Source organism: Terriglobales bacterium (assembly GCA_035624455.1).
Taxonomy (GTDB): Bacteria; Acidobacteriota; Terriglobia; order Terriglobales; family Acidobacteriaceae; genus DASPRM01.
The window spans coordinates 1-13453 of sequence record DASPRM010000036.1; the positions used below are offsets into that span (position 1 = coordinate 1).

Annotated in this window: 6 protein-coding genes; 4 read left to right on the top strand and 2 right to left on the bottom strand. The window is 57.9% G+C overall.

Going from position 1 to position 13453, the window contains the following annotated elements; all coding sequences use genetic code 11:
* The coding region (locus tag VEG30_04515) for a triple tyrosine motif-containing protein (GenBank protein HXZ79170.1) at positions 1–1078 on the top strand (1078 nt) is incomplete at its 5' end.
* A 31-nt stretch (positions 1079–1109) separates the two neighbouring features.
* Here the strand turns inward: VEG30_04515 and VEG30_04520 are convergent.
* Entirely contained in the window at positions 1110–4397 is a 3288-nt protein-coding gene (locus tag VEG30_04520) for a carboxypeptidase regulatory-like domain-containing protein (protein HXZ79171.1), read from the bottom strand.
* A gap of 572 nt (positions 4398–4969) precedes the next feature.
* Entirely contained in the window at positions 4970–5572 is a 603-nt protein-coding gene (locus VEG30_04525; GenBank protein HXZ79172.1) for a response regulator, read from the bottom strand.
* Positions 5573–6177: 605 nt separating this feature from the next.
* Here VEG30_04525 and VEG30_04530 point away from each other — a divergent pair.
* The 3 genes from VEG30_04530 to VEG30_04540 all read left to right on the top strand — a co-directional run bounded on the left by VEG30_04530 (position 6178) and on the right by VEG30_04540 (position 13361).
* Positions 6178–9012, top strand: a complete 2835-nt coding sequence (locus tag VEG30_04530; protein HXZ79173.1) for a protein kinase — start codon at positions 6178–6180, stop codon at positions 9010–9012.
* Between the two features lie 139 nt (positions 9013–9151).
* Positions 9152–10237, top strand: coding sequence for a hypothetical protein (locus VEG30_04535; protein HXZ79174.1), 1086 nt, complete (start codon positions 9152–9154; stop codon positions 10235–10237).
* A 100-nt stretch (positions 10238–10337) separates the two neighbouring features.
* Positions 10338–13361, top strand: coding sequence for a two-component regulator propeller domain-containing protein (locus VEG30_04540; GenBank protein ID HXZ79175.1), 3024 nt, complete (start codon positions 10338–10340; stop codon positions 13359–13361).
* Positions 13362–13453: the final 92 nt, after the last annotated feature.

Sequence of the window (13453 nt, forward strand, 5' to 3'; positions counted from 1 at the left end):
GGTCAAAGTGGGCGTCCCGCCGAGAAGACTCACGTTTGTTTACTCGGGATTGAGCCTCCGCCATCCCGATCGGGTGCGATTCCGGTACGAGCTTGATGGTTACGACAAGAACTGGAGCGACCCCACTGCCGCTCACGAGGCAACTTACACCCAGCTGGGGCCGGGTAGATACACCTTCCGAGTCGCTGCCAGCAATCCGGATGGCGCCTGGAATCCTGCCGCTGCGAGTGTTGGATTGGAGATCGCACCGCTTTATTGGCAAACCTGGTGGTTCCGCCTGAGTGTTGTTTCCTTTTGCGCGCTTGGAATTCTGGCCCTCTATCGTATGCGGCTTCACCGGCTGGCAGCGCAGCTCAATCTGCGATTCGAGGATAGGTTGAATGAGCGCACGCGAATCGCACAAGACCTCCACGATACGTTGCTACAGGGATTTTTGAGCGTTTCCATGCGGCTGCACGTGGTGATGGAGAAATTGCCGCAAGATTCGCCCGCCCGGGAGTCGATCTCGGTTGTTCTGGAGTTGATGAGGCAAGTTATCGACGAGGGCCGCAACGCCGTCAAAGGCTTGCGTTCATCGGACGGCCTTTCCTTGGATTTGCCGCAGGCTTTTTCGAGAATTCGCAACGAAATGACGCTGCAGGGTGACGTTGAATTTCGTGTGATCGTCGAGGGGCATATACGCCCACTGCGTCCTGTGCTTCGTGACGAAGTCTATCGCATTGGCCGGGAGGCGTTGATCAATGCGGTTCGTCACTCGCAGGCAAAGAGGATCGAAATCGAACTTGAATACACAAACAAGCGGCTTCGCGTCCTGGTGCGCGACGATGGTTGCGGTATGGACCCCAGGGTGCTCCATTCGGGCCGGGAGGGGCATTGGGGAGTCATTGGCATGCGCGAGCGGGCGGAGAAAATTGGCGGCCAGCTTCGAATTTGGAGCAATGTGTCAGCTGGAACAGAAGTCGAGCTGTCGGTGCCTGGTCAGGTCGCGTTCGAATCCAAGTCCCCGGGTGTTGTTCAGAGATGTCTTAACCGTTTGAGCCCTAGAAACGGCTCAGCGAGCCGACTGGAGCGCTCTTAAGTGCCGGAGGCCAGTTTAGCCTTGGACCTCCCTAAAAGACTAATCGGAGTCCAAACTGCAACCGGCGCATGGGTTGAGCATTGCGCAGTTGTCCGAATAGCGCGGTACCAACTGTCTGACCGAAACCCGTCGCTCCAGTGCGCTGGCCGACAAGGCTCACCATGTTAAATGCGTTCGTGGCCTCCGCACGGAAAGTCAACCCGAATCGTTCTGTGAGCTTGAAGTCGCGTAAGATGGCTAGATCGATGTCCTGATAGCCGGGGTTGTCGAGGAAGTTGCGCGGCGAATTGCCATCGGTGGCAACTCCGGTAACCGCCTGATTCTGCACGAAGGCGTCGGTATTGAACCATCTTGCAGCCGTGGGATGGGAAACATGCGGATCCCCGATCAATTGGGCACGGTCTGTATTCGATACGCCATCCAGGTTCGCGTCAATGCCGTTGAGCACAGTAAAAGGCACGCCGCTTCGCCACCTTATTATTGATGAGATCGACCAACCGTTAAGGATTCCGCGTGCCAGGCCGCTGCTGCCGTTGTAGTAATTAGGTTGAAATACAAAAGAGGCCCCGAACACGTGGCGCTGATCGGTATCGGCGCGTCCCCGGTCTTCGCTCAAGTTGCTCATGTTCTGCGCCCCGCCTTGAGTTGTGTTGTTCTGCAGTTCCACGCTGTTCAGAGTCTTACTGTAGACATAGAAGGCACTCAAGCCGAAGTGATTGCCCATTCTCTTGGACGCTTCCAGTTGCAATGCATGGTACGAAGCAGTCTGGTTTGACTGCAGCAGTAATATCTGGCCAAAGGCTGGATTCGGTCTGCGCGCCAGAACGTTTGCGCTGCTGGTCGTCGCGTTGGCAGTGACCACCGGGTAGTTGACGTCCTGCGCGAAAGGAAGATCGTGGCTTAGCGATCCAACGTAGGCAGCCGTAACCGCTAGACTGTTTGTGAGCTGGCGTGCGACTGAAAAATTCAATTGATACGTGTACGGCCATTGGAAGTTTGTGGACGCGCCGAAGATCGAGCCGCCCGCGACAAATGTTCCCTGGTAGGGAAAGGGATTACCCCCAGGGTAGGCGTTGTAGGGGTTGCTTAGAGTCGCCCCTAGCGGCGCTCCGCTGGGGGAGGTTTTCTGGTTAACGTTAGCGAATGACAGCCGGATGGAGAACGGCTCGAAATTTGTCGTCGTGTTCCACTCGTTTCCCGAAACACTGCCAAAGTAAACTCCAGCGCCAGCGCGCACGGCCGTCCTGCCGTCACCGAAAGGGTCCCAAGCCACGCCTACGCGCGGCGAGACGTGGTGCCACCGTATCGGCACAATCCCGCGCTCCACACCGGCATCTCCGGGGAACAGAATTCCCGTGGGCGCGCTCGGTCTTACCGTAGACTGCTCACCGGCAAGGTAGGTAGCTTCGCGGTCCAGCGGATCGGTCGGCGGTGTCTGTACGTCCCAGCGCAGCCCGAGATTTAGGGTTACTCGGGGATGAACTCGAAAATCATCCTGCGCAAACAGCGCAATGTACCAGCTATTCGTATACCCGGTGATCGGCGAGTCCTGGCTTACAGCACTGGGAATGCCGAGCTCGAAATCAGCGAGAGCGTTGCTCGCCTTGGTGACGCCGCCGTTAAAGGTGAAAACACCGTAATTGTTAAGCAATGTTTGCTGGATGTCCTTGTTCAACGAGAGTTCGGCCCCGAACTTGATGGTGTGCCGTCCCCGAGACCAGAGAAACACGTCGCGCAGAGAGTAAAAATTTGTGCCCGCGGTGGGGCCAGCGATAGCATTGGTCAGGTTGAAGTAGCCCTGGACGGTGATTTGTGGCAACGAGGGCACACCCTGCACCGTAAAGGTGGAACCGAGGTCACCGAGCGAGGTTGGCGGAAGGTTCAACCGCCCGCCAAAGTTGCGCGTATAGGTAAGCCAGGCTTGATTGACTTGATCGCCGCTGATCACCCAGACATCACTCAGGTTGACTTCGTGTTGCCGCCAGCTTAACTCCTGCACTCCCCACGGCAAGTTTCCGCCACCAGCTTGAATGGTGTTGCTGCCGCCCGTCTCAAAGTAGCTGCCGGTGAAGCGGTGCGCAGTATTGATTTGGTGATCGACTTTGATGAGGAACTCGTCGCTGTTGTAAGGGCTGGGCACATAGCCCTGCCAGACATTCCCCGCCACGCCCGGCGTCGCTGACGGAACCAAGGTATTGAGAATGTTCATCGCCACCGGATCCAACCGGTTGGAGCAGATTTTGCCCACGACGCCGTCACACGTGAACACTTTTCCGGTTGCCGGATCAATGGGCTTGTGCGCCGACTGGGAAAAATCTCCTGTGCGTTCCAGCGGGGTCGGAACCACAGCACTGTTCAGAAATGTGCTGGTCGTTTGCCTCAGACCGGAGTAGGAAAAAAAGAAGAAGGTACTGTCTTTCCGGATGGGCCCACCAAATGTAGCGCCAAACTGGTGCCCGTGAAAAGGCGCCTTGGGCAGCGTGGAACCCCAGTCATTCGCGTTGAACACCGCATTGCGGACAAATTCAAATGCTGAGCCGTGAAAGCTATTGGTGCCGGACTTGGTCACCACGTCAATCACACCGCCGGCAAACCGGCCGTATTCGACACCGTAGTTATTCGTCTGAACCCGGAATTCCTGGATGGCTTCGGGATTGGGCAGCACATTCCCGGTGTTGCGGAGTCCGGTCATGTTGATGCCGCCGTCGAGATAGTAGCTTACCGATCCCACGCCGCCATCAACGCCGCCGTTGATCAGTGTGCGCTGCTCGGGAAATCCCAGCACGATGTTGCTGGTCGCGCTACTCGCGGTCGCGAGGCCGGCGTTGTTCGACTGCACTCCAGGCGTCAGATCGAGAAGCCTGTAAGGATTTCTGTCGACCAGCGGCAGATTTGCAATTTCGAAGGCCCGCACCGTACGCCCCAGCGAGGCACTGCTAGTGTCCACCAGTGGCGGTGCCTCCGTTACCACGACGCTGTCGCTTCCCCTTCCCACCTCCATCTTGACATCAACCCGGACATTCTCGTTTAAGGCGAGAATGATGTCCTTACGAACGTAATCTCGAAACCCTGCCGCTCTGACGTCCAGCTTGTAATTGCCGACCGGCAGAAACTCCGCCCGATAAGCGCCGTCGGCTGCGGATCGAATTTGTCGCACCATGTTGGTGTCGGTGTTGGTGAGGGTGATCTCCGCACCGGCGATGTAAGCGCCGTTCGGATCGACAACTGTGCCCAACAGCTTCGTAGTGGTGATCTGCGCCTGCGACAATATCGCCCCGAAAATGATGGCTTCGAGCCAAATCGAGGATCTGCGGCGCATGGTGCTTGCTCCGGTGGCCTGGGGTGACGCCTATGATATTGCATGAGGGGATGGAGCGCTGTTTGCGTCGCAAAACGCGGACTTCATCGCGAACCATATTCCAGGCGGACCAGACCCGGCCGGATCGATTCAAAAACAGGAGCCATCGAAATCTTGGTGCGAGAAACACAGCCCCTGGCTGCTCTTGGAAACAAGTTGCGATGTGAAGGAGCAGGATTGGCTGTTGCCTGGCAAGTTCAATGAGCCAAGGAATTCGAGGAACTCGTTCAGTTCAAGAAGCTGGTCCAGCAACAATTTATGCTTGCAGTTTTGTGGTGCTCGAGGAAATGAAGTTGGGCAGACTTTCAGCGCCTGGCACGCGCTGGCCGTAAGTTGGGATTTCGGATTCGTTTCGATTCATTTACGGACGGGGGCTTCGCTTCCATAGACGATGGGGCGCCCGGGTTCACGTCGTCCCCATTGAGTAACAGCTCGATGAAGAGCTTGACGCATGGGCTTAGACCCCTAACCGATATTTTTGCGTCTTTCATAATGCGACCCTTCGTATTGACCATTCGAGTTCCGGCTGTTGACTACTCTGCCCGCAAAAACGCAGAGGTGCATCCCGAAAAGCAGTGTTTTTTTCCTACCACCGAAGAATTGTGGATGAGTACCACATTCGGGGTACGGGCGTTCGTCGTGTTAAGCGTCTGCAATAGACAGCTTCGAAAGTCAGTTGCTTGCCGGAATCGGGGATGGACCAACAGTGTGAGCCAGCCCGCCTTTCGGAACCGGTTCTTCCAATCTCCGAACCAGCGAAGAAAGGGAGGAAAGCGTACCTCCAGCAATTCTTTGATTGCAGAAATCAGCTGCCTCGGAGAACCAGTCTTGGACACGCACTGATCAACCGAGCCCAGCTCCCAACCGCAGTAATCGCTCTCCGCGGAGTACATCAGGATGGGGACATGTATATTTATCTTCTTCATTCGTTCGGCGAGCCCAACCCCATTTTCGCCCGCTGTTTGATAATCGAGAATTACTGCATCCAGCGCCGCTGTCTCAAAGATATGGAGAGCCGCAGCTTCGTCGCGGGCCAGCAGCGTCTGATACCCTTGGCCTTGTAAGATGTCCCGCAGAGCAGCAACACCTTTCGGGTCACGACCAACGCACAGGATAAGTTCCTTCGATGTTTTCATAGGCACCTCGCAAGTAACGGGGCGGCCCTACCAGGACCATCCACACTGACAACGCACTGAGTCGCACAACCGGCTTTTTTGGAGAAGTGCTTTACAAATGGCGCATGCTCTCATCCACATGTCGTTTCTCCCTTCACCAATACGAACTTTCGCACGGCTGCTGCTGAGAGCACATCACGCGATGCAGTGTTTTTTTACTACCCCAAGAGATGTTCTGATGGCTACCTCGTTCGGGGTAGCAACTACGGATCGACCGCTGGTTGACTTTGAAGAAATCCCGGTAGTGATCGCGGTTTAAGCAGTCTGGGATTCGAGGATCCATGTCAAAAGTTTGGCGTTTGACGGTAAAGCGCAGGACGATGCGAGGGGCCGACGCCCAACATTTTCTTTAAGCACTAACGGCCTCAACGCTTTGCCACAGTTCCCACAAGGACGCCGAATGGAAGACCGGTTGCAATTCAAGAACGCGGGCCGGTGTTTTATGTTGGTAACCCCCGTCAGCTTCGAGCCTTTGTCATTTCTTGACACAGAGAGGCCAGCACGCAGAAGGATGCGCAGCTCAACATGAGTATGGGATTCAGCTCAGTGACAAGCGCCCGAGTTCTATGATTGGTAAAACCATTTCGCGTTACCGGGTCGTCGAGAAGGTCGGCGGCGGAGGTATGGGTGTGGTGTACAAAGCTGAGGATCAGCAGCTGCGCCGTCATGTCGCCCTGAAGTTCCTCTCGGAAGACCCGGCAAACGACAGCACGACTCTGGAGCGGTTCAAGCGTGAAGCGCAATGCGCCTCCACCTTGGACCACCCCAACATATGTACGATTTTCGAGGTTGGAGAGCACAGCGGCCAGCAGTTCCTGGTCATGCAGTTCCTGGAAGGCAAGACGCTGCAAGGTCACATCCAGGGTCGGCCACTCACAATCGAATTATTGCTCGACTTGGGGATTCAAATCACCGATGCGCTGGATGCTGCCCACACCCAGGGGATCATTCACCGCGACATCAAGCCGACCAACATTTTTGTTACCGAGCGCGGGCAGGTAAAGATGTTGGATTTCGGGCTAGCCAAGGTGGTGCAGTCCAAACGACAAGTCGTGGGCGCAAACTCAACAGCGGTGACGGTAGTCGATGAGAAATATCTGACCAGCGCCGGCAGGATGCTAGGCACGGTGGCTTATATGTCGCCCGAGCAAGTACGCGGGAAGGAAGTTGACGCCCGCACGGATCTATTCTCATTTGGCGTGGTGCTTTACGAGATGACAACGGGAATCTTACCCTTCCGCGGTGAGAGTTCAGGGGCGATATTCGACGCCATTCTGAATCGCGCTCCCGTCGCTCCCGCACGGCTGAATCCCGACCTGCCTTCGGAACTGGAGAACATCATCAACAAGGCGCTTGAGAAGGACCGGAAGCTGCGCTACCAGAGCGCGGCCGATATTCACGCAGATCTGCAGCGGCTGAAGCGGGATTCAGACTCAGCTCGAACGACTGTCGGACGCGCAAAGCGAGACCCGCAGACTGCCCGCCAATTCCGATGGATTGTGCCCGCAAGCGCGGCCATACTGGCCCTCCTCCTGATCGGCTGGCTGTTTTCCTTCCGCAAAGGCCGCGCACTGACGGAGAAGGACACCATCGTCATCTCTGATTTCGTCAACACGACTAGGGAAGAGGTCTTCGATGACACCTTAAGGCAGGGACTCTCGGTACAACTTGGGCAGTCGCCCTTTTTTTCCCTGATTTCCGATAGCAAGGTGAATCAAACCTTGAAGCTGATGGGACACTCCGCCGGTGACCGGTTGACGCCCGAAATCACGCGGGAGGTCTGCCAGCGCACGGGCAGCAAGGCGTACCTGAGTGGGTCGATTGCGAATTTGGGCAGCCAATATGTAATCGGATTGAAAGCATTGAACTGTAGCACTGGCGACGTTCTGGCCGAAGCACAGGAACAGGCCGAGAGCAAAGAGGCCGTGCTTCGGGTCTTGGACATAGCGGCTGTGGATATGCGCAGTAAGCTCGGTGAGTCCTTGAGTTCGGTGCAGAAGCACGCCACGCCAGTCGAAGAAGCTACCACATCGTCGCTGGAGGCCCTGAAGGCATACAGCCTGGGACGCAAAGTGAAGTATTCCAGAGGGGAAGCCGCGGCGCTGCCCTTTTACAAGCGGGCGATTGAGCTCGATCCGAAGTTTGCTTTGGCCTACGCAGGGCTCGCAAACACCTACCAGAACCTGACTGAAGTTGGCCTGGCAGCGGAACATGCCCGGAAGGCATACGAGCTGCGGCAGAAGGTGAGTGAACGGGAGCGTTTCTACATAGAGGCATTCTATTACCACTACGGTAGGGGAGAACTGGAGAAGGCGGCGCAAACTTACGAACTGTGGCAGCAGACCTATCCGAGAGACTTTGTGCCAATCGGTAATCTGGGAGTCATTTCCGCCAACTTGGGACACTATGAGAAGGCAGTGGATGTATTCCGCGATGCGCTGGGGTTGGAGCCCAATTACGGGGTCCTCTACAGTAACCTTGCCTACAACTACACAGCTCTCAATCAGCTAGACGAGGCCGAGGCAGTGTACAGGCAGGCGGAGGAGCGAAAGATGAAGAGTGAAGGCTTGGTCTCGGATCGCTACGTGTTGGCCTTCCTGAAGGGCGATGCCGCGCAGATGGCGGAGTGCCTCTCGGCTGCTACTGGTAAGCCAGGCGTTGAAGATCTACTACTTGCTTCTCAAGCAGACACTCAAGCCTGGTATGGAAAACTTAAGAGCGCTCGCGACCTGACCAGGCAAGCGATGGATTCCGCCCTGCGCAATGATGCCAAAGAGACCGCCGCTTCGTATCAGGCCGAGGCGGCATTGCGAGAGGTCGAATCTGGCTACGGGGATCGGGGGCGTGCCGAGGCGAACGCCGCCTTGAAACTGGGCGCAAACCGGGATGTCCGGGCTATAGCTGGCCTCGCCTTAGCACGTTCAGGCGACATTGCAGGAGCAGAGAAGCTGGCGGCAGAACTCGACAAAATGTTTCCACTCGACACGCTGGTGCAGGGTTACTGGTTGCCCAGCATTCGGGCGGCCCTTGCCCTGGATCGGAAAGACCCGAACCGGGCTCTTGATCTACTAAAGCAGGCGAGCGCGATAGAACTCGGCACCCCCACCAACATCTCGATCTACCTATGCCCCGTTTATTTGCGCGGGGAAGCATATCTCGCGTTGCACGACGGCGACCGAGCCGCAACTGAGTTTCAAAAGTTCCTCGACCACTGGGGTCTGGTGGGAAACTTTCCCTGGGGCGCGCTGGCCCGCCTGGGCCTGGCCCGCTCCTACACGATGCAAGGCGACACAGTCAAAGCGAAAGCCTCCTACAAGGACTTCCTGACAATCTGGAAAGACGCGGATCCTGATGTTCCGGTCCTAAGGCAAGCTAGGGAAGAATATGCGAAACTCCAATAGCCGGCTCACGCACTTTCCCTGCCAACGTTCTCGGTGACGTGCAAGCTGATCTCGTGTCGTGTAGACTCTGTGTTCAAGTGCCCTGGAAGGTGTGCGAAGCGCCCGCTTTGTTCGTTCGGCAGGTAGTGTGGGGGCCTGCATGAAGCTAAGGGTGTTCGTCCCCGTATTATTGCAATCAGCATTGCTGCTGATTCTCTGTTTCGCGCTAGACAGCTGCAAGTCGCATCGAGCCGACACCGGCCCCTCCATCGAGTTCACCAAAATTCCGCCCGCATCGCAGGGCGGGCGAGAGAAAGTCGATACCATCGCGGGGCGCGTCAGAAACGCGCGCCCAGGCCAGCAGATCATTGTCTATGCACACAGCGGGCCGTGGTGGGTGCAGCCGTGGCCGGACAAACCCTTCATTCCCATCCGTGCGGACTCAACCTGGAGCACCGAAACTCACCTGGGATTTGAGTATGCCGCACTGTTGGTAGAACCGGACTATCACCCACTTCCAACCATGGACGTGGCGCCTACGCAAGGCGGTCCCGTGGTTCTGGTGAACATCGTTAAAGGCACTGGCACCCCAACCTATGCTCCGACTAAGCCACTGAAGTTTAGCGGTTACGATTGGGACGTTCGCACCATCGCGAGCGATCGCGGAGGCACGAACAATCTTTATGATCCCGACAACGCCTGGACAGATGCGACTGGCGCACTTCATCTTCAAATAAAGAAGAAGATTGGCCGGTGGGCATGCGCAGAGATGGTGTTAAGCCGCAGCCTCGGGTATGGAACTTACGTTGTAACCGTCCGCGATACCTCTCACCTGGAACCCGCAACCGTGTTCGGCATGTTTACTTTCGAGGATTGGGGAGGAGACCAGTACTATCGCGAGATGGACCTCGAGGTGAGCCGCTGGGGGGATGCTGCAAATAAACATAACGCGCAGTATGTAATCCAACCTTTCTACATTCCCGGGAACGTATCGGCATTTGACGTGCCCGCAGGTACCCTCACGCATATGATGCGCTGGGAGTCAGGCCGCACAAGTTTTAAGACCTTCCGCGGCCGCTCAGCTGGTGCGGGAGCTCCGGTGGTGATGGAACATGAATTTGCCTCGGGCATACCTTCTCCGGGGCAATCAAAGATTCACCTGATTTTTTATGTCGTCGCGAGTGACAAGAACCCTCTGCAGCAACCCAGCGAGGTAGTGGTTGAAAAGTTTGAATACCTTCCGTAACCCCGGGATTGGAAAGTGGTGGCTCATTAGACGGGCTACCGCCGGGCTGGCCGCAGTGTGCTTGGCAGTGTCAGCATTCGCAATTGATCCAAACCGGCTAGTGTCGCAATACTTGGATGACTCGTGGGGAACGGAAAAAGGCTTTGCGGGCGGCTCGGTGTCGGCACTCGCGCAGACTCCCGATGGTTATCTTTGGATTGGGACGGAAAAGGGGCTGGTGCGTTTCGATGGATTGAATTTTCGTCAGTTTGAGCAAGCCAATCCTACTTCCTTCGTGATTGGTCCGGTACGATCTCTACTGGCGGACTCGCAAGCGAACCTCTGGGTGCTGTCGCAAAATACCAAGCTCTTTCGCTACCACAATGGAAGCTTCGAGCTGATTCGTGGAGAGGCTGAGAACGGAATTACCGCGATAGGCCGCGGAAGTGCCGGCGCAATATTGCTTTCATCACTCGCCATGGGAACTCTCAGATACGACGGCAAACGATTTCTGACCGTTTCCCCCCCGCCTCAATTCGCTGACTCCGCAAGCATCGCGCAGGGAGAGGCTCCTGACGAACGATCCAGCCGTCTCAGTTGGTCCACTGGCATTATGCCCGACCGATTAGCGCAGCCAACGTCGGCGGTGATTTCGATGGCAGCGACGGAGGACGGCAGGATCTGGATGGGCACAGAGGATGGCGGGCTGTTCTATCTGCGCCAGGGGCGGGCGTCGGCAGTGGATGGTTTGCCCAAGGCGAGGATCAGCTACCTTCTGCCGGTGGAGAGCGCTGGCTTGTGGATCGGAACCGGCCAGGGAGTGTGGCGCTGGGACGGGAGCAGGCTGACGCGCGCGGGTGTGCCCGCGGCACTGCTGCATGCAGAAGTGCTGTCTATGATTCGCGACCGGGACGCAAACCTCTGGGTGGGCACGACCCAAGGACTGCTGCGCTTCAACGCCAAGGGAGTTTCCTCCGTAAGTACGGTAGCCGGTGGTGGGGCGGTAACCGCGCTGCTGGAAGACCGGGAAGGAAACCTCTGGATTGGGAGTGAACGCGGGCTGGAGCGGTTGCGCGATAGCGCGTTTGTCACCTACTCGGTTGCCGGTCTGCCAGCGCAGAGCATGGGGCCGTTGTACGTGGACGCGGAGGAGCGCACCTGGGTTGCGCCGATCGCGGGTGGTCTGCGCTGGCTGCGGGGAGGCAAGGAGGGGAAGGTCACGGCCGCTGGACTGGCCGAGGACATCGTGTATTCGCTGGCTGGCGGCGGCAAGAATGAGTTGTGGATCGGAAGACAGCGGGGCGGGCTGACGCATCTGCGCTACCGGGACGGTGAGTTCACGGCTGAGATCTACACCCAGGCGGACGGCCTGGCGCAGAACAGCGTGTATGCGGTGTATGCGAGCCGGGAAGGCACGGTGTGGGCGGGAACGCTGAGTGGAGGAGTGAGTGCGTTTCGCAACGGCCACTTCACGACGTACACGACGGCGAATGGCTTGGCGTCGAACACGGTGACGTCGATGGCTGAAGGCACGGACGGCACGATGTTCTTTGGCACGCCCAAAGGAGTGAGTGAGCTGACCAAGACTGGCTGGCGCAGCTATGGCGTGCGCGAGGGATTGTCGTCGGCGGATGTGAACTGTCTGCTGCGCGATGGGACAGGAGTGCTGTGGATTGGAACCTCCGAGGGAGTGGCATTTCTCCGTGCGGGCCAGGTTAAGGTGCCGCCAGCCGTACCGGACTCGCTGCACCAACCCGTATTAGGGATGGCGGAGGACAGAAACGGATGGCTGTGGATGGCGACTGCCAGTCACGTGCTGGAGGTGAAGCGCAGCGCCTTGTTGGGGGAGGGATTTCAGGAAGGCGACGTGCGGGAGTACGGGCTAGCGGACGGCTTGCAGGGCACGGAGGGAGTGAAGCGCTCGTCGTCGGTGATTGCCGATGGACAGGGGCAGGTTTGGTTTTCGACGAACCGCGGGCTGTCGGTGGTCAACCCGGCGCGCGCGACGGTGAGTTCCGCGCCCGCGCTGGTGCACATCGAGGCGGTTTCTGCCGACGGCAGCTCGCTCGATCTGCGGGGGCCCGTGCGGACTCCCCCGTCACCTCAGCGGACGACGTTTCGCTACGTGGGGCTGAGCTTGAGCAATGCGGAGCGGGTGCGCTACCGATATCGGCTGGAGGGATTTGATCGCGGCTGGAGTGAGCCGGTGACCAACCGCGAGGCCACCTACGGCAATCTGGGCGCGGGGCGCTACCGTTTCCGGGTGATGGCCAGCAATAGCGAGGGGCTGTGGAACGGGTCGGAGGCAGCGGTGGGGTTCGAAGTGGAGCCCACTTTGTGGCAGACGTGGTGGTTCCGGCTGGGCTGCGTGCTGAGCGCTGGGCTGCTGGTATTAGGCGTGTACCGGGTGCGCATGCATCAGTTGACGCGGCTGCTCAATGTGCGCTTTGAGGAGCGGCTGGCGGAACGAACCCGCATCGCGCAGGAACTGCATGATACCTTTCTGCAAGGGGTGCTGAGCGCCTCGATGCAGCTGCATGTGGCGGTGGACCAGTTGCCCCCGGATTCGCCGGTATTGCCGGCGATGAAGCGGGTATTGCAGTTGACGGGGCAGGTGGTAGAAGAAGGGCGCAACACGCTGCGCGGGCTGCGCTCCTCGATCGAAAGCGCGCAGGATCTGAAGAATTCCTTCTCGCGGATTCCCGAAGAACTGGGCGGGGGAAAGGGAATTGATTTTCGGGTGGTGGTAGAAGGAACCTCGTTGCCGTTGCGGCCCGCCATTCGCGATGAGGTTTACCGTGTTGGTCGGGAGGCGCTGGTGAATGCCTTCCAGCATTCTGGGGCGAGCAATATCGATGTGCACCTGGAGTATGCGGCGAATCAGTTGCGCATTCTGGTTGAAGACGACGGCCGCGGAATCGATCCTGAGGTTTTGCAATCGGGTCGCGACGGGCACTGGGGGATAGCGGGCATGCGCGAGCGCGCCGAGAGGATCGGAGGAAAATTGAGAGTCTGGAGCCGCCGCGGAGGTGGTACCGAGGTCGAACTTTGCCTGCCCAGCCAGGTTGCCTGGGACTGCCATCCCACCGGCCCCGCTCCCCGTTGGTTCGCGCGCCTGCAACAGCGAGAGAGGAAGGTCAAGTGAGCTTGTACCCTATAGAATCCGACCTAGGGTTCCCGGCGTTCACCCGGACCGGTATATCCCAGTTCGAATCGCTTTTGCATCTCATGCGTCTA

Bases quoted from the DNA above. Each gene is read 5' to 3' on its own strand.
- VEG30_04525 (HXZ79172.1), bottom strand. From the start codon at position 5,572: ATGAAAACATCGAAGGAACTTATCCTGTGCGTTGGTCGTGACCCGAAA.
- VEG30_04530 (HXZ79173.1), top strand. From the start codon at position 6,178: ATGATTGGTAAAACCATTTCGCGTTACCGGGTCGTCGAGAAGGTCGGC.
- VEG30_04520 (HXZ79171.1), bottom strand. From the start codon at position 4,397: ATGCGCCGCAGATCCTCGATTTGGCTCGAAGCCATCATTTTCGGGGCG.
- VEG30_04535 (HXZ79174.1), top strand. From the start codon at position 9,152: ATGAAGCTAAGGGTGTTCGTCCCCGTATTATTGCAATCAGCATTGCTG.